The following is a 19299-nucleotide window of genomic DNA, read 5'->3' as shown; positions in this document are numbered from 1 at the left end:
GGCTGTACTCCTTTTTTCACAACCAGTGGAATTACACGCCTATATTATCGGGTTGTGGACCAATAACCAGTTCGGAAATGTTCGAAAAAACAGCAAAAAGCACGATTTCGTTCATCTTTATGCTTTGAATGCTCTGCACGCACTTGCACTTGACGTAATCGGCAAATACTCTTAGTGAGTAAATGTTTGCCGTGGTGGCAAGGTGTTAGAACAACAGAGAATATAATGATGCAGGATTTGCGTCTGATATTAATCATTGTTGGCGCGATCGCCATACTCGCTTTACTGGTACATGGTTTCTGGACCAGCCGTAAAGAACGCTCCTCGATGTTTCGCGATCGCCCACTGAAGCGCATGAAGTCCAGTCGTCACGACGATGATGGCGATGACGTCATTGACGAAAACGACGACGAAGGCGTGGGTGAAGTGCGCGTTCATCGCGTCAATACTGCTGCGCCTGCCGCAGGCCATGGGGAGCATGAAGCACCTCGTCAGCCTCCGCAGCATCAGTATCAGCCGCCGTACGCGTCAGCTCAGCCGCGCCAGCCCGCGCCACAGCCTGTGGAGGAGCCGGTGCGTCAGCCGCAACCGCAAGCGCCTGTACAGCAACCCGTGCAGCAGCCGGTGCAGCCTCAGCCCGTTTCGCAACCCGTGCAACCGCCGCGTCCTGCTCAGCCGCTGACGCCAGAAATGCCGCCGCAGACTGTTCATACTCCACCTGCGCCGCAGCCAGAACCGGAGCCGTTTGTTGAACCGGAACCGGTGATCGAAGAAGCGCCTGTGGTCGAAAAACCGCAGCGTAAGGAAACGGTCATCATTATGAACGTGGCCGCGCATCACGGAACTCAGCTCAATGGCGACGTGCTGCTCAACAGCATTCAGCAGGCGGGCTTCAAGTTTGGTGACATGAACATTTTCCATCGTCATCTTAGTCCGGACGGAAGTGGCCCTGCGCTGTTCAGTCTGGCGAATATGGTTAATCCGGGAACCTTTGATCCGGAAATGACCGGTGATTTCACCACGCCGGGTATCACAATCTTTATGCAGGTGCCGTCCTACGGCGATGAACTGCAAAACTTTAAGCTGATGCTGCAATCCGCCCAGCATATCGCCGATGAAGTCGGTGGCGTGGTACTCGACGACCAGCGTCGAATGATGACGCCGCAGAAACTGCGCGAATATCAGGATCGCATCCGCGAAGTAAAGGAAGCTAACGCGTAATCTCTGCGTTCTCTTCCACGTCTCCTCAACCCCCGCCTGTCGGGGGTTTTTCTCATTGATGGTGCGCTATGGACTCAATCGAACAAAAAATTACTCACCTAAGAACCACACTTTGCCATCATGAATACCTGTATCACGTGATGGACGCACCGGAGGTTCCGGATGCGGAGTATGACCGCCTGATGCGCGAACTGCGCGAACTGGAAACAGAACATCCCGATCTCATCACCCCTGATTCACCGACGCAGCGCGTCGGCGCCGCTCCGCTGGCCTCCTTCAGCCAGGTGCGCCATGAAGTGCCGATGCTGTCGCTGGATAACGTCTTCGACGAAGAGAGCTTTCTGGCGTTTAACAAGCGCGTTCAGGACCGCCTGAAAAGCGCTGACGTTTTGACCTGGTGTTGCGAACTGAAGCTCGACGGCCTGGCGGTCAGCATTCTTTATGAGAACGGCATACTAGTGCGTGCCGCTACGCGCGGCGATGGCACCACGGGTGAGGACATCACCACTAACGTACGTACTATCCGCGCCATTCCGTTAAAGCTGCGCGGCGATAACATCCCGGCGCGACTCGAAGTGCGCGGTGAAGTGTTCCTCCCGCAGGCGGGCTTTGAGAAGATTAACGATGAAGCGCGCCGTACCGGTGGCAAAGTCTTTGCTAACCCGCGTAATGCGGCTGCTGGCTCAATTCGCCAGCTAGATCCGCGCATCACGGCGAAGCGACCGCTTACATTCTTCTGCTACGGCGTGGGGATTCTTGAAGGCGGCGAATTGCCTGATACCCATCTGGGCCGTCTGCTGCAGTTTAAAGAGTGGGGCCTGCCGGTCAGCAATCGCGTGCAGCTCTGCGACTCACCGGAAGCGGTGCTGGCGTTTTATCGTCAGGTCGAAGAAGACCGCCCAACGCTGGGGTTTGATATCGACGGCGTGGTCATCAAAGTGAACTCGCTGGCGCTTCAGGAACAATTAGGTTTTGTGGCGCGAGCGCCGCGCTGGGCGGTGGCGTTTAAATTCCCTGCTCAGGAGCAGATGACCTTCGTGCGCGACGTTGAGTTCCAGGTCGGTCGTACGGGGGCGATTACGCCGGTTGCACGTCTGGAGCCGGTTCAGGTTGCGGGCGTACTGGTGAGTAATGCCACCTTACATAATGCCGACGAGATCGCGCGTCTGGGTCTTCGGATTGGCGATAAAGTGGTGATTCGCCGCGCGGGGGATGTGATCCCGCAGGTGGTTAATGTCGTCGAGTCTGAGCGCCCTGACGACACGCGCGCCATCGAATTCCCGGCCCACTGCCCGGTATGCGGTTCCGACGTCGAACGCGTGGAAGGTGAGGCGGTCACGCGCTGCACCGGCGGGTTAATTTGTGGAGCGCAGCGCAAAGAAGCGCTCAAGCATTTCGTCTCGCGCAGAGCGATGGATGTGGACGGGATGGGCGATAAGATTATCGATCAGCTGGTCGAGAAAGAGTACGTCCACACGCCTGCGGATCTGTTCCGCCTGACGGCGGGCAAGCTGACCGGGCTGGACCGCATGGGGCCAAAATCGGCGCAAAACGTGGTCAATGCGCTGGAAAAAGCCAAAGAGACGACCTTTGCACGTTTCCTCTACGCGCTGGGTATCCGTGAAGTTGGTGAAGCGACAGCCGCCGGGCTGGCAGCCCATTTCGGCACCCTGGAGCAGCTTGAGAAAGCCTCGATTGAGGATCTGCAAAAAGTGCCGGACGTGGGTATCGTTGTTGCGACGCATGTCTTTAACTTCTTTGCGGAAGAGAGCAACCGTGAGGTGATAGGCAAGTTGCTGGAGGAGGGCATTCACTGGCCTGCCCCGGTGGTGATTAACGCCGATGAAATCGACAGCCCCTTTGCTGGCAAAACCGTGGTACTCACCGGCAGTTTGAGTCAACTTTCCCGTGACGATGCCAAAGCGCGTCTGGTGGCGCTGGGGGCAAAAGTGGCGGGCAGCGTGTCGAAGAAAACGGATCTGGTGATTGCCGGCGAGGCGGCTGGCTCCAAGCTTGCGAAAGCACAAGAGCTGGGCATTGACGTCATTGACGAAGCGGAAATGCTGCGCCTGTTAGGAGAGTAATGTGGAGAAAGAACAGCTCATCGACATCGCCAACACCGAAATGCCGTTCGGGAAATACAAAGGCCGTCGTTTGATTGATGTGCCGGAAGAGTATTTGCTGTGGTTCGCGCGAAAAGATGAATTCCCGGCCGGACGACTGGGTGAGCTGATGGCGATTACGCTGCTCATCAAAACCGAAGGGCTGAGCCATCTGGTTCAGCCCCTCAAACGTCCTTAAGCTTTGGCGGCGCGGGTCTCTTCCTGCGCCAGCTTTTCCGTCTGGCGCTTGTAACGGCGCGCCATCACCGCACAGACCATCAGCTGGATCTGGTGGAAAATCATCAGCGGCAGCACCATCATCCCAATCACTGACGTCGGGAAGAGAATATTCGCCATCGGAATACCATTGGCGAGACTCTTCTTCGAGCCGCAGAACACAATGGTAATTTCATCCGCTTTGTTGAAGCCAAACTTGCGGGCGGCAAAAGTATTCACCGCAATCACAATCGCCAGCAGAACGATGCTCACGAGCGCGATGAACAGAAGCGAGCCGATGCCAACTTTATGCCAGATGCCGTTCACCACGGCTTCGCCAAAGGCGGAGTAGACCACTAACAGGATGGAGGTCTGGTCGGTTTTGCCAATCCACTTTTTGTTTCTGGCGACGAAATCCCCCGTCCACGGGCGAGAAAGGTGTCCCAGCACGAATGGCAGCAGCAGTTGCAGACAAATTTTCCCGACCTGCTCGAGATTGCCCTCAGCGCCGTGCATGTTCATCAGCAGGCCCACCAGCAGCGGCGACACAAAAATCCCCAACAGACTCGACGCAGAGGCGGAACAGACCGCCGCGGCGACGTTACCGCCTGCCAGCGAGGTAAATGCGATAGCTGACTGTACGGTCGCGGGGAGAATGCACAGATACAGGAAGCCAGTATAGAGAGCCGGATCGACGTTGACCGGCGCCCACCAGGCGAAAAGCACGCCCAGTACCGGGAACAAGATGAAGGTGCTGCACATCACCCACAGGTGTAACCGCCAGTGGCTCCCCCCGGCGATAATGGCCTCACGAGACAGCTTTGCGCCGTGCATAAAAAACAGCAGGGCGATGGCCGCAGTGGTCAGGCCTTCAATGAAGGGAACAAAACTGCCGCGTGCCGGGAAGAAAGAGGCGAGCAGAACGACAGCAATCAGCGTGAGAGTAAAGGGATCGAGAACACGAAACAGTTTCATAAATGCTCCTGAAATCAGATTTCGCTATTGTGCTTTGTTCCCTTTGAGAAATAAAATCGATTTATTGCATCCATTCATGAATTAAACAGATGAATTACTCTTTGCGTCAGCTTCGCGTTTTTGTCACCGTCGCTCAGGCTCGCAGCTTTAGCCGCGCCGGAGAGATGATTGGCCTGAGTCAGTCGGCGGTTAGCCACAGTGTGAAAGAGCTGGAGTCACAGACGGGTGTGCGCCTGCTTGATCGCACCACCCGCGAAGTGGTGCTCACCGAGGCGGGGCAACAGCTGGCTGCGCGTCTGGAACGGCTGCTGGATGAGCTCAACAGCACCTTGCGCGATGTGGGCAGAGTGGGGCAGCAACTTTCCGGGACGGTGCGCGTCGCCGCCAGTCAGACCATTTCAGCGCATCTGATCCCGCAATGTATCGCTGAAAGTAACCTTCGCTATCCCGATATCGATTTTGTACTTCACGACAGGCCGCAGCAGTGGGTTCTGGAGAGTATCAGGCAAGGCGACGTCGATTTTGGGATTGTGATCGATCCAGGTCCGGTGACGGATCTGGAGTGCGAAGTGGTGCTGTCGGAGCCGTTTTTACTGCTGTGTCGCGACGATGACCCGCTGGCCGCGATGGCACAAGTGACGTGGCAGGCGTTACAGGGGGCAAATCTGGTATTGCAGGATTATGCATCGGGGAGCCGTCCGCTGATTGACGCGGCGCTGGCACAGCAGCGGGTGAATGCGACGATCGTTCAGGAGATTGGTCATCCCGCCACGCTCTTTCCGATGGTGGAGGCCGGGATTGGGATCAGCGTGTTACCTGCGCTGGCCTTACCGCTGCCGCAGGGCAGCCGCTTAGTCGTGAAGCGTTTCACGCCCTGTATTGAACGTAAGCTGATGCTGGTGCGACGAAAAAATCGCTCGCTCTCTGGTGCGGCTCATGCGCTTTGGGAGGTGGTACGTATGCAGGCACAGCGGTTAATGGAGGCCCGCATACGCGATCCGTTATTTAACGCGCCGAACGATTAGACGTAGATATCGATCTGATGCTCTGCGGAAGGTGAGTTTACGCCTTCTGCTCTGGCCTGTTTTTGCTCTTGTTTTTTCTGGCTTTCTTCGGCCTGCTCACGCTGTAACTGCGCCAGCTGAGCCTGCAGCATTTTGATTTGCGACTGAAGAAGCTCCTGCTGCTTTTTCTTGTCTTCGGTACTGCCGCTGCCGTTCGCAACATCCTTCAGCTGCTGAGTCAGCTTAGTGATTTGCGACGTCAGACGACTGATTTGCGACGCGATATCGCTGCTGCCGGAGCTACCGCCGCCGCTGCTTGTGCTGCCTGTCTGCACTGATGGAGTTGATGCCTGGATTGTTGTCATTTTAAATCCTCTCGCCATAAAACAAGCATATCGGCATAAAAATCCATAGCTTGAGGGAACCTGCCAGATTTGGGAGGGGAGATGCGTGTAAAATAGCGCAGATAGCAAAAAGGCGCCTTTAGGGCGCCTTTCTACATTGGTGGGTCGTGCAGGATGACTCGCTTCGCTCGCCCTTCGGGCCGTCGCCGCAGGCGGCTCCGGTGTCTCACTTCGTTCGACTCGAACTTGCAGCAGGTTCTCATCCTGACGAATTGCGCATAGCAAAAAGGCGCCTTTAGGGCGCCTTTCCACATTGGTGGGTCGTGCAGGATTCGAACCTGCGACCAATTGATTAAAAGTCAACTGCTCTACCAACTGAGCTAACGACCCGAATGGTGGGTGATGACGGGCTCGAACCGCCGACCCCCTCCGTGTAAAGGAGTGCTCTACCAACTGAGCTAATCACCCATTTCGGTACTACAAAAACAAGATTTAAGAATGGTGGGCGATGACGGGCTCGAACCGCCGACCCCCTCCGTGTAAAGGAGATGCTCTACCAACTGAGCTAATCGCCCAATCTTAAATTCTTATCTACACTGCGGTATCTACGTAAAGTAGATGGTGGGTGATGACGGGCTCGAACCGCCGACCCCCTCCGTGTAAAGGAGGTGCTCTACCAACTGAGCTAATCACCCCCGCTGTGTGGAGTCGCATTATAGGGAGAGTTGAAAATGAGTCAACGCCTTTTCTAAAGATTTTGTTTGTTCGTCGTAAAATTAAACAAACGGATCACAAAATGTCCCGCGCAGCATGATTTCTAAACAAATTTCGCAAACCTGCATGTCAATCAGGCAACATCATTGAGGAATCGCCCCACAGTGATAGAATATTGCCCATTGTTTTTTTCCCAGCATTTGCCGGTCGTCGGCATCTTTATAACGTAAGGCCATTTCATGAAAATCAAAACTCGCTTCGCGCCCAGCCCGACAGGCTATCTGCACGTCGGTGGTGCCCGTACTGCTCTTTATTCCTGGCTTTTTGCACGTAACCACGGCGGTGAATTCGTGCTGCGTATTGAAGACACCGATCTCGAGCGTTCCACACCGGAAGCTATTGAAGCCATCATGGATGGCATGAACTGGCTGAACCTGGAGTGGGATGAAGGCCCGTATTTCCAGACGAAACGTTTTGATCGCTATAACGCCGTCATTGATGAAATGCTGGTCGCAGGCACCGCGTATAAATGTTACTGCTCCAAAGAGCGTCTGGAAGCGCTGCGTGAAGAGCAAATGGCGAACGGCGATAAGCCTCGCTACGATGGCCGCTGCCGCCACAGCCATGAGCATCATGCTGCTGATGAGCCATGCGTAGTGCGTTTTGCTAACCCGCAGGAAGGCTCTGTGATCTTTGACGATCAGATCCGTGGTCCGATTGAGTTCAGCAACCAGGAGCTGGACGATCTGATTATTCGTCGTACCGACGGTTCACCGACCTACAACTTCTGCGTTGTAGTGGATGACTGGGATATGGAAATCACTCATGTTATCCGGGGTGAAGACCATATCAACAACACACCACGTCAGATCAACATCCTGAAAGCGCTGAATGCGCCTGTGCCGGTTTATGCGCACGTGTCGATGATTAACGGTGACGACGGTAAAAAACTGTCCAAACGTCACGGTGCCGTGAGCGTGATGCAGTACCGTGATGATGGCTATCTGCCAGAAGCACTGCTGAACTACCTGGTGCGTCTGGGCTGGTCCAGCGGCGATCAGGAGATCTTCAGCCGTGAAGAGATGATCAAGCTGTTCTCCCTGAATGCCGTGAGCAAATCTGCCAGTGCGTTTAACACTGATAAACTGCTGTGGCTGAACCACCACTACATCAACACCATGCCAGCCGAGTACGTTGCGACCTATTTGCAGTGGCACATTGAGCAGGAAAATATTGATACCCGTACCGGTCCGGAACTGGCGGATCTGGTCAAACTGCTGGGTGAGCGCTGCAAAACCCTGAAAGAGATTGCGGAAAGCTGCCGTTATTTCTACGAAGAGTTTGACGAGTTTGATGCTGACGCCGCGAAAAAACACCTGCGTCCGGTTGCGCGTCAGCCGCTCGAAGTGGTGCGCGATAAGCTGGCGGCACTGACCGACTGGACCGCAGAAAACGTTCATCATGCGATTCAGGCAACGGCCGATGAGCTGGAAGTGGGCATGGGTAAAGTCGGTATGCCACTGCGTGTGGCGGTGACCGGCGCGGGTCAGTCACCGGGCCTGGATGTTACTGTCCACGCGATTGGCAAAACCCGTAGCGTTGCGCGTATTAACAAAGCCCTGGGCTTTATTGCTGAGCGCGAAAGCCAGCAGTAATCACCCTGCAACAAACGAGCGGCAAAACGGCAGGTTATCCTGCCGTTTTTTTATGCCTCTTCTTCAGCAATACCGAGCCGGGTAAGGAATCCCTGAATACCTTCACGTGCCAGCAATACAGCGAGCCTCTCTTGTTCGAGTGGCGTCATGTTTTCAAGGGGAGCCGTCACCTGACGCAACAGGCTGGTCGTTTTCACCTCGCCATACTCAACGGACGCTTCAGCGAGCTGATAAATAGCCTGGCGGCTACGCATCGCAGGGAGACTGATAAGGTGTTCACGCACGCGGGAATCGATATGGATGAGCCTGGCCCGGCCGCCTTTCACGCCGTTCAGCGCTTCCGTTTTCCATCCTTGTTTACGTATCCAGCGGTTTACTGTTTGTTTGGCGACCCCGAGGCTATCAGCCAGCTCTTCCGTGGTCATCTTGCTCCGTAATCTTTTCATATCAACTCTGGTCGCGTATCCCTAAACGTTGTAGCAATCCGGTAATCCCATCCCGCAGTAGTAAAGTGGTTAGCTGCTTTTGCTCATCCGGTGTCATTTCATTGGCCAGGGTCAGCAGGAGAGAAGTGAGCGAACTCGTGTCGGGCACGTTTTCCGCGGGCTGAGAGTCTTCAGTAATGCGAGACGCGCTGCGGATAAACTCGCGCACCTTTTCATTAACGTGGACCAGACGCGCTTTACCGCCCTGAACACCTGGCTTTGGTGATGTTTTCCAACCCTCTTTTCGTACCCATTTATTGATGGTCTGTCGGCTATAACCAGTGAGCCGGGATAACTCCTCTGGCGTCATTCGTTCCTTGATCATGCAATTACCTGAATATTAGTAGGGTTAATGAGTGCTTCATGTTATAGCACCCTTTTATGCGAAAACGTGACAGGTTTAACTACTGGCTGCGAGCAGCTTCGCAATGTGATTCATTTGCCTGATTTTTCGACGATTGAAAGGGAAGGGCTGATTTTGCCGTTGACACTCTGCGGTGGAATTCATATTATGCCGCCCGTCAACACGACAGCTTTACGTTGGGGCTATAGCTCAGCTGGGAGAGCGCTTGCATGGCATGCAAGAGGTCAGCGGTTCGATCCCGCTTAGCTCCACCAAATTCTTATCCAGGAGAGTTTGGAACGTAAAGAACTGTGGGGCTATAGCTCAGCTGGGAGAGCGCTTGCATGGCATGCAAGAGGTCAGCGGTTCGATCCCGCTTAGCTCCACCAAAATTCAGACCCTCGCCGAAAGGCGGGGGTTTTTTTATGCGTTTGTTATCAACTCCTGCCTTTTTTGTTGCCACACGTGTATGTTTACCTCTCAGACCTTTATCGAAATCAATAAATCGGAGCATTTAAACCCGGAAACTTGATTCGCTCAATTAATAAACTTACCATTCATTCAGCCAATTATTCGCCTGGGAAATAGCGCCTTGCTAAGAATGAAAAGTCACCTACGTAATAATTTACAATTATTTATGCTAGCGCAAATCTTGTGCCTGGTGATTGTTCCTTTTTCTCGCTACATTTCACCGAAAACCTTTCTGGATGGTCATTACGTCTATTTAGCCTGGCTGCCGTTGAGCGTGATGCTGGCAGTGATCTTCTTGTTTGGCCGTCACGCTATTCTTCCCATTATTTTCAGTTTTGCGTTAACGAATCTCTATCAGTTTCAGTTAACGATACTTCAGCAGGTCGTTATCCTCTTTTGTCAGACGGCGTCGGTGTTTGCAGCCTGCGCCGTGGTGCGCGTCCTGCTGGGCAGGCGCTGGCGATTCGGGCTACCTAACCAGCATATCGGGATACGCATTTTCTGGCTGGGATTCGCCATTCCCCTCGGCATAAAAGTGTCGATGTACTTAGCCGGTTATTTCTTTGATTTCCCGCTTTCCATTTCAAACTTCTTTGGCGATGGGACACCAATTTATAACATTGTGGATATACAGAGCCTGTTTTGTGCCAGCCTGATATTTACGATGATGTTCTATTACCCCTTAAGAATGATAATTAATCCCCGCTATGCTCGTACCTTCTGGTTACGTAGCATTAAGCCGTATCTTATTCAAAATAATCCCGTATTTGCATTACTCTGGCTGATGAGTTTGTCGCTGGTGATGCTGATCTTGTGCGCGCCGATTGAAGAAAACTATATCTCCGGCTATCTGGTCCCCCTCATATTTATTCTTTTTACCGTCGCGATTAGTCGGATGAGCTATGCGCTTGTTTCCCTGAGCTGGGCAATTTCCGTTTTCTTGCTGCTGACCTATAACAAAAACTTTCTTAACGGTGTGCAGAACGGCTACGCGCTGGCATTTGTCCTGTCGGTCCTGATCTCTTTCGCGATCTGTTTGATGTACATGTCGCGGATCTATCACCGCAGTGAGTGGCTGAAGCAAGGCTGGCACGAAAGGGCGCTAACCGATCCGCTCACAGGTTTAGCCAATATGCGCGCCCTGGAAGACTATTTGCAGCACTATCCGGATGCCAAAATCTGCTGTCTGCGTATGGGAAATCTTGGGTTTCTTAGCCGCCATTACGGGATGTTGATGCGCATCTACTGTAAGCGAGCCATTACCTCGTCAGTTCAGCCATTACTACAGACGAACGAAAAATTCTTCCAGCTGCCGGGCAGTGAATTGATTCTGGTGCTGTCAGGCCCGGACACCGGAGAGCGCCTCCAGCACATCGTCGATCGGCTGAACAGCCGCAAGATTTACTGGAACAACACCGGGCTGGACATCGAGTTTGGTGCAGCCTGGGGAGAGCTGGAAGGGCAGGATGGGGAAAACCTTCACCATACGCTGGGGCAACTGAGCTGGCTCTCAGAGCAATCCTGCGTCACGCACAGAGTGCTGGCGCTGACGAATAGCGTTGAGAGAGTTTCAGGGCAAACGACGGAGCGCGTCTTAATGCTGAGCCGGGTAAAACGGGCGCTGGAGGAGGGGGGCGTGCGTCTGTATGCTCAGCCCATTCAGAATGCTGCGGGTGAGGGCTACCACGAAATTCTCACCCGACTGGAGAGCGACGGCGAAATCATTACCCCCGATCGTTTCATCCCGCTGATTGCCCAGTTCAACCTGAGCCATCGTTTTGACCTCTGTGTGGTGGAAAAGGTGCTGATCTGGCTGAGCACCCATGCCACGCCGCCAAACAGTGCCCGTTTTTCTGTCAATCTGATGCCGATGACGCTCAATCAAAAAGACGTTGCCGCCGAAATCATTGCCCTGTTTGAGCGCTACGCCATCGCGCCGCAGGCGGTCATTCTGGAAGTCACGGAAGAGCAGGCCTTCTCGGATTCAGAATCCAGCATCCAGAATATCCAGCAGATGCGCGAGTATGGTTTTAAAATTGCGATTGATGATTTCGGGACGGGGTACGCTAACTACGAACGGTTAAAACGCCTGCAGGCTGACATCATCAAAATCGACGGATGTTTCGTAAAAGATATTTGTACTGACAGCATGGATGCGACGATTGTGGCGTCGATTTGCAATCTGGCGAAGACCAAATCCCTGTATGTGGTGGCCGAATTTGTTGAAACACCGGCGCAGCGACAGCTGTTGCTTGAGATCGGGGTCGATTATTTGCAGGGGTATTTGATTGGGAAACCGCAGCCGCTTGCCGAACTGGAGGCGTAAAAAAGCCGGGGGCACAAACCCCCGGCTTTTTTATTTCTGATTACAGTACCAGTGCAGCGATAGACGCAGACAGTACGCTCACCAGCGTTGAACCGTAAACCAGTTTCAGGCCGAAGCGAGAAACCACGTTACCTTGCTCTTCGTTCAGACCTTTAATCGCACCAGCGATGATGCCGATGGATGAGAAGTTAGCGAAGGAAACCAGGAACACAGACAGAATGCCTTCTGCGCGCGGAGAGAGCGTGCTGGCAATTTTCTGCAGATCCATCATGGCAACGAATTCGTTGGAAACCAGTTTGGTGGCCATGATACTGCCCACCTGCAGCGCTTCGTGAGCCGGAACACCCATCACCCATGCAACAGGGTAGAAGATGTAGCCCAGAATGCCCTGGAAGGAGATACCCAGCACAGCGGCGAACAGGGCGTTCAATGCAGCGATCAGGGCGATGAAGCCGATCAGCATCGCGGCCACGATAATCGCCACTTTGAAGCCTGCCAGAATGTATTCGCCCAGCATTTCGAAGAAGCTCTGGCCTTCGTGCAGGTTAGACATCTGGATATTTTCTTCGCTGGCGTCAACGCGGTACGGGTTGATCAGCGACAGCACGATAAAGGTGCTGAACATGTTCAGAACCAGCGCAGCCACCACGTATTTTGGTTCCAGCATTGTCATGTATGCGCCCACGATAGACATGGATACCGTAGACATTGCGGTAGCCGCCATGGTGTACATGCGGTTGCGGGACATTTTGCCGAGGATATCTTTATACGCGATAAAGTTCTCGGACTGACCCAGAATCAGGGAGCTGACTGCGTTGAAAGATTCCAGTTTACCCATGCCGTTGACTTTGGATAACAGGAAACCGATCGCGCGAATCACAACCGGCAGAACGCGGATGTGCTGCAGGATACCGATCAGCGCAGAGATAAAGACGATTGGGCAAAGCACTTTCAGGAAGAAGAACGCCAGGCCTTGATCGTTCATGCTGCCGAAGACAAAGTTCGTCCCTTCGTTAGCAAATCCGAGCAGTTTTTCGAACATTTCGGAGAAGCCTTTCACGAAGCCCAGGCCTACGTTGGAGTTCAGGAAGAACCACGCAAGTAAAACTTCAATGACGAGCAGCTGTACAACATAACGAATACGAATGTTTTTGCGGTCTGTGCTGACCAGCAATGCAAGTGCAGTAACGACAACAAGTGCCAGGACAAAATGAAGGACGCGGTCCATATTTGCTCCAAATATGAGGCAGGTTTAATTTCCGTGCACATTCTATGTAACAAGCACAAAGAAAACGAGATCAAGACCACACTATAGTTACATCCTGTGACGAGTCTCAAAAATAGTGATCAACCATACATTTCCGTTATGTTATGTAAATGAGTGAAAAGTTACGTTTGTGTGCTACGCTTCACAAATGACTGTGCGATTTCACGCTCTGTGAGATCGTTTCATTGCATCCGCCCCACCTATCGTTCAGAGCTATCAGAGAAATCACTATAAACCTTCCAAATGATCTTGATAATCATTCTCATTTTGATAGCATCAAACATAGCAAAGGCTATATTTCCAGAGGCAGAAATGACAAACAGTCGCGTAGAGGGTAGCAGTGGCAGAGCAGCGCGCAAGCTGAGGTTTGCGTTAATGGGACCTGCGTTCATCGCTGCCATTGGCTATATCGATCCAGGTAATTTTGCGACCAACATTCAGGCTGGGGCGAGCTTTGGCTACAAATTGCTGTGGGTGGTGGTCTGGGCAAACCTGATGGCGATGCTCATTCAGGTGCTCTCCGCAAAACTGGGGATCGCGACGGGGAAAAACCTCGCTGAACAGATCCGCGATCACTATCCGCGTCCGGTGGTGTGGTTTTACTGGGTGCAGGCCGAAATTATCGCCATGGCCACCGATCTGGCGGAATTTATCGGCGCGGCCATCGGCTTTAAACTGATATTGGGCGTGTCGCTACTCCAGGGGGCGGTGCTCACCGGGATCGCCACTTTCCTGATTTTAATGCTGCAGCGCCGTGGTCAAAAACCGCTTGAGCTGGTGATTGGCGGCTTGCTGCTGTTTGTCGCCGCGGCCTATATTGTCGAGTTGATCTTCTCCCAGCCAAATCTGGCGCAGCTGGGTAAAGGCATGATTATTCCTACTCTGCCGACGTCAGAAGCGGTCTTCCTCGCGGCAGGCGTACTGGGTGCGACCATTATGCCGCACGTGATTTATCTGCACTCCTCGCTGACGCAGCACGCCCACGAGGGCTCACGCCGGGAGCGTTATTCGGCTACCAAATGGGATGTCGGTATCGCGATGACCATCGCCGGGTTTGTGAATCTGGCGATGATGGCGACGGCAGCGGCGGCTTTCCATTTCAGTGGCCACACCGGTATCGCCGATCTCGATCAGGCTTATCTGACGCTCGAACCGCTTCTCAGCCACGCGGCGGCAACTATTTTTGGTCTGAGCCTGGTTGCAGCGGGCCTCTCGTCAACGGTGGTCGGGACGCTGGCAGGGCAGGTGGTCATGCAGGGATTTGTGCGTTTCCATATTCCCCTGTGGGTGCGCCGCTCCGTGACGATGATGCCGTCGTTTATTGTGATCCTGATGGGGCTGGACCCGACGCGCATTCTGGTGATGAGCCAGGTGCTGTTGAGCTTCGGTATCGCGCTGGCGCTGGTGCCGCTGCTGATCTTTACCAGTAACCAGACGTTAATGGGCGATCTGGTGAATACCCGGCTGGTCAAACGTATCGGCTGGGTTATCGTGGTGCTGGTGGTGGCCCTGAACCTGTGGCTGCTGATTGGGACCGCGTTGGGCCTGTAAATTATCAGAGATGAAAAAAGGAGCCTGTTGGCTCCTTTTTGTATTGAGTGATGTGTACTTAGTGATGGTGACCACCGTGTCCGTGGCCGCGTCCATGACCCGGTCGGCCACGACGATCGTCCCGGTCGCTCCAGCCTTCGCGGTAGCCGCGTTCATAGGCTTTGCGGTTGTCCCAGCCACGGTGACGGCCATTATCGTGCCTCCACCAGCGGTCTTTTCGCCATTCATAGTTGCGGTGCCAGTAATCACGGTCGCGCCAGCCACCGCCGTCCCAGTAGTTACCATAATTGTCACGATCGCCAATTTGTAATTTTACTGATGGCAACAGGGTGATTTCGCCCGCATTAGCGACCAGCGGTGCTGAAGCCATTAATACAGCTGCAAGAATCAGTGACCTGAACATTCTCTTCTCCTTCACGATCGGGGCCGTAGACGGCCTGTTAACGCAATATTACGGGGCCGTAAAGCCCCGTTTAATCGCCTCAACTCCTAATTCATGGAGGGGAGCACTTTTTGCTAAAAACGGTTTTATTTTGACCGGCTCAGGATCACGTCAATCGTATTCAGCTCGTCAGCGGTAAAGTGGAGATTTTTCAGTGTGCCGACCGCATCTTCGATTTGCGCCGTTTTGCTGGCGCCAATCAGTACCGTGGTAACTGCGTCATGGCGTAACACCCAGGCGAGCGCCATCTGCGAGAGTTTTTGGCCCCGGCTTTCGGCCAGCGCGTTCAGCTCGCGAACCTGGCTGATTTTCTCTTCGGTGATCTGATCCGGGTTCAGGAATCGGCTGCCGCTGGCGGCGCGTGAATCCGCTGGAATCCCATTCAGATAACGGTCCGTCAGTTGCCCCCCGGCCAGCGGAGAGAACGGAATACAGCCGACTCCTTTTTCCTGCAGCACGGACAGCAGCCCTTGTTCAGGCGCACGCTCAAACATCGAGTATTTAGGCTGGTGGATCAGGCACGGCGTGCCGAGATCGTCCAGGATCTCAATCGCCTGTCGCGCCAGTTCTGCCGGATAATTCGATAAGCCGACGTACAGCGCTTTTCCCTGTCGCACGACGTGGTCGAGGGCTTTCATCGTCTCTCGCAGCGGTGTGTCCGGGTCTGGGCGGTGGTGATAGAAAATATCCACGTATTCCAGCCCCATACGTTTCAGGCTCTGATCGAGGCTGGCAATCAGGTATTTACGCGAGCCCCAGTCACCATAGGGACCGTCCCACATGGTGTATCCCGCTTTCGTCGAGATGATCAATTCGTCGCGGTACGGCTGAAAATCCTCCCGAAAAATGCGACCAAAGTTCGATTCTGCGGAGCCGGGAGGTGGGCCATAGTTATTGGCCAGATCGAAGTGGGTGATGCCAAGCTCAAAGGCCCGCTGTAAAAGTTGACGACTGGTGTCAATTAAGGTGGTATCGCCAAAGTTATGCCATAAGCCGAGTGAAATGGCGGGCAGCTTCAGACCACTCTGGCCGCAACGACGATACTGCATTGACTGATAACGCATTTTATCCGCATCAAAAACCATGCTCAGACCCTCTTACCGGAAATAATCCATCAGTGTATACGTTTACACTCACGCGCAGTAAATCAGATTACACCGCCATTTTCCGTAAAACATTCTTTCCAGTGCCTTCTTACTGCCATTCCTGGACAGTCATCACGCTTCTTTAATACTCAAAGTGAGGTCAACGTCAGAAGGACACCTGTTATGCGAACCCCCTATTGCGTCGCCGATTACCTGCTGGAACGACTAAAACACTGCGGCGCTGAACATCTGTTCGGTGTGCCAGGCGACTACAATTTGCAGTTTCTCGACCATGTTATCGACAGCCCCGACATCCGCTGGGTGGGCTGTGCGAACGAATTAAACGCCGCCTATGCCGCCGATGGCTATGCTCGCTGCAAGGGCTTTTCCGCACTGCTCACCACCTTTGGCGTGGGGGAGTTAAGCGCCATGAATGGCGTTGCCGGCAGCTTTGCGGAGTATGTGCCGGTACTGCATATCGTGGGCGCGCCGGGGAGTGCCGCCCAGCAAAAAGGCGAACTGCTGCACCACACGCTGGGCGACGGAGAGTTCCGTCATTTCTATCGGATGAGTGAGCCGGTGACCGTGGCGCAGGCCATTCTCACGGAGCAAAATGCCTGCTTTGAAATCGATCGCGTATTATCGATCATGCTGCGGGAGCGTCGCCCGGGGTACCTGATGTTACCTGCAGACGTGGCAAAAAAGCCGGCCACACCGCCTGTAAACGCTCTCACCGAGCGCACCTCACACGCCGACAGCGCCTGTCTTAAAGCCTTCCGCGATGCGGCGGAAGCACGCATCGCTGGCAGCAAACGAACCGCATTGTTGGCCGATTTCCTGGTACTGCGTTACGGCCTGAAAGCGCCGCTGCAGAAATGGGTGAATGACACCCCGATGGCCCACGCCACCATGCTGATGGGCAAAGGGATCTTTGACGAACGTCAGCCCGGTTTTTACGGCACTTACAGCGGCTCGGCGAGCGCGGAGGGGGTGAGAGAGGCGATTGAAGAGGCCGAGACTGTCATCTGCGTCGGCACGCGTTTCACCGATACGCTGACAGCCGGATTTACCCACAATCTTCCTGCGGCCCGTACTATTGAAGTTCAGCCGCACGCTGCCCGCGTGGGCGAGAGATGGTTCACCGGGATTCCGATGAGCAAAGCGGTCGAGATCTTATCCGCGCTGTGTAAACAGCACGTCAAAGATCACGCCGCGCCGTCTCGCCAGGCGCCGCTCGAACATCACTATCATGAGGGCACGCTCACGCAGGATAATTTCTGGCACACGCTGCAAACCTTCATTCGCCCCGGCGACATTATTCTCGCCGACCAGGGCACCTCCGCGTTTGGTGCGGCAGCGCTGCGCCTGCCTACAGATGTGAACTTTATCGTTCAGCCGCTGTGGGGGTCGATTGGTTACACGCTGGCGGCTGCTTTCGGCGCGCAAACGGCGTGTCCGGACCGGCGGGTGATTGTGCTGACCGGCGACGGCGCGGCACAGCTGACCATTCAGGAGATGGGTTCGATGCTGCGCGATAATCAGCATCCGGTGATTCTGGTGCTCAACAACGAAGGCTACACCGTTGAGCGGGCGATCCACGGGCCGAAACAGCGCTATAACGATATCGCGCTGTGGAACTGGACGCAGCTCCCGCAAGCCCTGAGCCAGAATGGTCAGGCTGAGTGCTGGCGGGTGAGCGAAACGGTCCAGCTGGCGGAGATCCTTGAGAAGGTCGCGCACAGCGAAAAATTGTCGCTGATCGAAGTGATGCTACCCAAAGAGGATATCCCTCCGCTGTTGAGCGCCATCACTCAGGCACTGGAGGCGCGAAATAACGCCTGACTATTTCTTCGGTCGCCAGGCCATCAGCATCGGTTTGCCCGCCAGCAGGAGCCAGGCGGGCAACATCACAATGCAAAGCAACGGCAGCAGATTGGTATCCGGCACCACGACCACCGCCATAAACAGGCTCAGCCACGCATCGCGCGTGACCACCAGTACAAACCCCAGAATCGAGCAGGAAACGGTAATTGCCGCCGGAACCGCATCGACGTGCTCATGCAGCATTAGCCCCAATGCCACGGCGATAAACACCGCCGGGAAAATTCTCCCACCGCGAAAGCCGCACGCGGCGGCCACGACCACCGCAGCCAGTTTCACCACCGCAAACAGGAAATAATCTGACACGCTAAACACCTGGCTGAACGCCATCTGCTGCATCTCGTCCAGTCCCTTGAACAGGGTAATCGGCCCGCCAATTGCCCCCAGAATGCCCAGCAAAAAACCGCCCACGCCCAGAATCAGCACCGGGTGTTTCAGCTTGTGCACCAGCAGGTGCAGACGCGGCAGGCACCAGACGGCGACCATACCCAGCGCGATGGCGATGGCGGCAACAATCGCGCCGCTGAAAATATCGGCCAGCTGCATGTGTCCGTAGTGGGGGATGGGCAGCGAAAAGTGAGGCTGGAAGAACAGGCTGGTGGTCAGTGCCCCGGCAGCAGCGGCCATCAGTGGGGCGAAAAGGCGATCCCACAGCGGCACGTCATTATCGGAACTCAGGGTTTGAGAAAAAATCAGCGCGGCGGCGACGGGGGTGCCAAACAACGCGCCGATGGTTCCCGCTGACGCCAGAATGGTCCAGTCCAGCGCGCCGACGCGCGGCAGGATGCGTGCGCCGAGGTACACCGCAAGGGCGATATTCACCGCCATAATTGGATGTTCCGGCCCGAGGCTCACGCCGCCCGCGAGGCCAATCACCAGCGCAAGAATCAGGCCCGGCAGCGCCATCGGATTGACCGGCGCACCGATCAGCGGCTCCAGCGCCGGATCGGGACCGGCGTGTTCTGGACTAAAGCGAATCACCAGACCGACTGCAAGCCCGGTCAGGGTTAACATCAGGATGATCCACGCCGGAGAACTCACATCAACACCCAGCTGCCCCGGAAGCGTAGACCACAATAACGTCTGCAGCACCGAGGCGATTTTCATCACCACGATTAACACCAGACTCGACGCAATACCAATAATCAGCGCAGGTATTGCTAACAGCAGCATGGTTCTGGCGCGCGGATGGAGCATGATGATTTCCTTGTACAAAA

Annotated in this window: 16 protein-coding genes, 6 tRNA genes and 1 other RNA gene; 10 read left to right on the top strand and 13 right to left on the bottom strand. The window is 54.5% G+C overall.

Going from position 1 to position 19299, the window contains the following annotated elements; translation table 11 throughout:
• Positions 1–225 precede the first annotated feature (225 nt).
• The 3 genes from zipA to ETG88_RS13180 all read left to right on the top strand — a co-directional run bounded on the left by zipA (position 226) and on the right by ETG88_RS13180 (position 3522).
• Entirely contained in the window at positions 226–1221 is a 996-nt protein-coding gene (gene zipA, locus ETG88_RS13190) for a cell division protein ZipA (RefSeq protein ID WP_129035550.1), read from the top strand.
• Positions 1222–1289: 68 nt separating this feature from the next.
• Positions 1290–3305 carry an NAD-dependent DNA ligase LigA gene (ligA, locus tag ETG88_RS13185; protein WP_129035549.1) on the top strand — a complete coding sequence of 672 codons (2016 nt, stop codon included), beginning with the start codon at positions 1290–1292 and terminating at the stop codon, positions 3303–3305.
• A gap of 1 nt (position 3306) precedes the next feature.
• Positions 3307–3522, top strand: a complete 216-nt coding sequence (locus ETG88_RS13180; protein WP_100779381.1) for a DUF3820 family protein — start codon at positions 3307–3309, stop codon at positions 3520–3522.
• On the opposite strand, the gene ETG88_RS13175 is transcribed toward ETG88_RS13180, so the two are convergent.
• Positions 3519–4514 (bottom strand): bile acid:sodium symporter family protein, encoded by a 996-nt coding sequence (locus ETG88_RS13175; protein ID WP_100779382.1) that lies wholly within the window; start codon positions 4512–4514, stop codon positions 3519–3521. The two genes, ETG88_RS13180 and ETG88_RS13175, sit on opposite strands and share 4 nt — an antisense overlap.
• An 89-nt stretch (positions 4515–4603) precedes the next feature.
• Between ETG88_RS13175 and ETG88_RS13170 the strand changes: the two genes are divergently transcribed.
• On the top strand, positions 4604–5539 hold the full coding sequence (locus tag ETG88_RS13170) for a LysR family transcriptional regulator (protein WP_129035548.1): 936 nt from the start codon (positions 4604–4606) through the stop codon (positions 5537–5539).
• Here ETG88_RS13170 and ETG88_RS13165 read toward each other — a convergent pair.
• From ETG88_RS13165 to ETG88_RS13140, 6 genes are all read right to left on the bottom strand, one after another.
• Positions 5536–5883 carry a FlxA-like family protein gene (locus ETG88_RS13165; RefSeq protein WP_100779384.1) on the bottom strand — a complete coding sequence of 116 codons (348 nt, stop codon included), beginning with the start codon at positions 5881–5883 and terminating at the stop codon, positions 5536–5538. The genes ETG88_RS13170 and ETG88_RS13165 overlap by 4 nt on opposite strands.
• Positions 5884–6020: 137 nt before the next feature.
• A non-coding RNA gene (locus ETG88_RS13160) (RtT sRNA) lies at positions 6021–6145 on the bottom strand.
• A gap of 31 nt (positions 6146–6176) precedes the next feature.
• Positions 6177–6252 (bottom strand) — tRNA-Lys (locus tag ETG88_RS13155).
• A gap of 3 nt (positions 6253–6255) precedes the next feature.
• Positions 6256–6330, bottom strand: a tRNA-Val gene (locus ETG88_RS13150).
• 31 nt (positions 6331–6361) lie between these two features.
• Positions 6362–6437: transfer RNA gene (locus ETG88_RS13145), tRNA-Val, on the bottom strand.
• A 44-nt stretch (positions 6438–6481) separates the two neighbouring features.
• A tRNA-Val gene (locus ETG88_RS13140) sits at positions 6482–6557 on the bottom strand.
• Between the two features lie 258 nt (positions 6558–6815).
• Here ETG88_RS13140 and gltX point away from each other — a divergent pair.
• Positions 6816–8231 carry a glutamate--tRNA ligase gene (gene gltX, locus ETG88_RS13135; RefSeq protein WP_129035547.1) on the top strand — a complete coding sequence of 472 codons (1416 nt, stop codon included), beginning with the start codon at positions 6816–6818 and terminating at the stop codon, positions 8229–8231.
• A gap of 50 nt (positions 8232–8281) precedes the next feature.
• On the opposite strand, the gene ETG88_RS13130 is transcribed toward gltX, so the two are convergent.
• Complete coding sequence (locus tag ETG88_RS13130; protein ID WP_100779386.1) at positions 8282–8677, bottom strand: YfeC-like transcriptional regulator; 396 nt, start codon at positions 8675–8677, stop codon at positions 8282–8284.
• A 1-nt stretch (position 8678) separates the two neighbouring features.
• Positions 8679–9041, bottom strand: coding sequence for a YfeC-like transcriptional regulator (locus ETG88_RS13125; protein WP_129035546.1), 363 nt, complete (start codon positions 9039–9041; stop codon positions 8679–8681).
• A gap of 217 nt (positions 9042–9258) precedes the next feature.
• Between ETG88_RS13125 and ETG88_RS13120 the strand changes: the two genes are divergently transcribed.
• The 3 genes from ETG88_RS13120 (at position 9259) to ETG88_RS13110 (ending at position 11856) form a co-directional block, all read left to right on the top strand.
• Positions 9259–9334: transfer RNA gene (locus ETG88_RS13120), tRNA-Ala, on the top strand.
• Between the two features lie 38 nt (positions 9335–9372).
• Positions 9373–9448, top strand: a tRNA-Ala gene (locus ETG88_RS13115).
• A 212-nt stretch (positions 9449–9660) separates the two neighbouring features.
• Positions 9661–11856, top strand: a complete 2196-nt coding sequence (locus ETG88_RS13110) for an EAL domain-containing protein (protein WP_187469898.1) — start codon at positions 9661–9663, stop codon at positions 11854–11856.
• Between the two features lie 40 nt (positions 11857–11896).
• Here the strand turns inward: ETG88_RS13110 and nupC are convergent, their stop codons facing one another.
• On the bottom strand, positions 11897–13084 hold the full coding sequence (gene nupC / locus ETG88_RS13105; protein ID WP_100779389.1) for a nucleoside permease NupC: 1188 nt from the start codon (positions 13082–13084) through the stop codon (positions 11897–11899).
• Positions 13085–13435: 351 nt separating this feature from the next.
• Between nupC and ETG88_RS13100 the strand changes: the two genes are divergently transcribed.
• A complete protein-coding gene (locus ETG88_RS13100; protein ID WP_100779390.1) occupies positions 13436–14674 on the top strand; it encodes an Nramp family divalent metal transporter in 1239 nt (412 codons plus the stop codon).
• A 58-nt stretch (positions 14675–14732) separates the two neighbouring features.
• On the opposite strand, the gene ypeC is transcribed toward ETG88_RS13100, so the two are convergent.
• Both ypeC and mgrA read right to left on the bottom strand, forming a co-directional pair.
• Positions 14733–15077: a DUF2502 domain-containing protein YpeC gene (ypeC, locus tag ETG88_RS13095; protein WP_100779391.1), complete on the bottom strand. Its 345-nt coding sequence runs from the start codon at positions 15075–15077 to the stop codon at positions 14733–14735.
• Positions 15078–15202: 125 nt separating this feature from the next.
• A complete protein-coding gene (gene mgrA, locus ETG88_RS13085; protein ID WP_129035544.1) occupies positions 15203–16201 on the bottom strand; it encodes an L-glyceraldehyde 3-phosphate reductase in 999 nt (332 codons plus the stop codon).
• A 183-nt stretch (positions 16202–16384) separates the two neighbouring features.
• Between mgrA and ipdC the strand changes: the two genes are divergently transcribed.
• On the top strand, positions 16385–18043 hold the full coding sequence (ipdC, locus tag ETG88_RS13080; protein ID WP_129035543.1) for an indolepyruvate decarboxylase: 1659 nt from the start codon (positions 16385–16387) through the stop codon (positions 18041–18043).
• Here the strand turns inward: ipdC and ETG88_RS13075 are convergent, their stop codons facing one another.
• The gene (locus ETG88_RS13075; protein WP_129035542.1) at positions 18044–19279 is read right to left on the bottom strand and encodes an ion channel protein; all 1236 of its coding nucleotides are present in this window, start codon (positions 19277–19279) and stop codon (positions 18044–18046) included.
• Positions 19280–19299 lie beyond the last annotated feature (20 nt).

Origin of the sequence: Lelliottia nimipressuralis (assembly GCF_004115925.1) — a bacterium.
GTDB classification, from domain to species: Bacteria; Pseudomonadota; Gammaproteobacteria; order Enterobacterales; family Enterobacteriaceae; genus Enterobacter; species Enterobacter nimipressuralis.
The sequence above is the reverse complement of the archived record's forward strand: the minus strand, read 5'-3'. Positions and strand labels throughout refer to the sequence as shown.

Excerpts from the sequence above, each read along its gene's own strand:
- zipA (WP_129035550.1), top strand. The coding sequence starts at position 226 with ATGATGCAGGATTTGCGTCTGATATTAATCATTGTTGGCGCGATCGCC.
- ligA (WP_129035549.1), top strand. The coding sequence starts at position 1,290 with ATGGACTCAATCGAACAAAAAATTACTCACCTAAGAACCACACTTTGC.
- ETG88_RS13175 (WP_100779382.1), bottom strand. The coding sequence starts at position 4,514 with ATGAAACTGTTTCGTGTTCTCGATCCCTTTACTCTCACGCTGATTGCT.
- ETG88_RS13170 (WP_129035548.1), top strand. The coding sequence starts at position 4,604 with ATGAATTACTCTTTGCGTCAGCTTCGCGTTTTTGTCACCGTCGCTCAG.
- ETG88_RS13165 (WP_100779384.1), bottom strand. The coding sequence starts at position 5,883 with ATGACAACAATCCAGGCATCAACTCCATCAGTGCAGACAGGCAGCACA.
- gltX (WP_129035547.1), top strand. The coding sequence starts at position 6,816 with ATGAAAATCAAAACTCGCTTCGCGCCCAGCCCGACAGGCTATCTGCAC.
- ETG88_RS13130 (WP_100779386.1), bottom strand. The coding sequence starts at position 8,677 with ATGAAAAGATTACGGAGCAAGATGACCACGGAAGAGCTGGCTGATAGC.
- ETG88_RS13125 (WP_129035546.1), bottom strand. The coding sequence starts at position 9,041 with ATGATCAAGGAACGAATGACGCCAGAGGAGTTATCCCGGCTCACTGGT.
- ETG88_RS13110 (WP_187469898.1), top strand. The coding sequence starts at position 9,661 with ATGAAAAGTCACCTACGTAATAATTTACAATTATTTATGCTAGCGCAA.
- nupC (WP_100779389.1), bottom strand. The coding sequence starts at position 13,084 with ATGGACCGCGTCCTTCATTTTGTCCTGGCACTTGTTGTCGTTACTGCA.
- ETG88_RS13100 (WP_100779390.1), top strand. The coding sequence starts at position 13,436 with ATGACAAACAGTCGCGTAGAGGGTAGCAGTGGCAGAGCAGCGCGCAAG.
- ypeC (WP_100779391.1), bottom strand. The coding sequence starts at position 15,077 with ATGTTCAGGTCACTGATTCTTGCAGCTGTATTAATGGCTTCAGCACCG.
- mgrA (WP_129035544.1), bottom strand. The coding sequence starts at position 16,201 with ATGGTTTTTGATGCGGATAAAATGCGTTATCAGTCAATGCAGTATCGT.
- ipdC (WP_129035543.1), top strand. The coding sequence starts at position 16,385 with ATGCGAACCCCCTATTGCGTCGCCGATTACCTGCTGGAACGACTAAAA.
- ETG88_RS13075 (WP_129035542.1), bottom strand. The coding sequence starts at position 19,279 with ATGCTCCATCCGCGCGCCAGAACCATGCTGCTGTTAGCAATACCTGCG.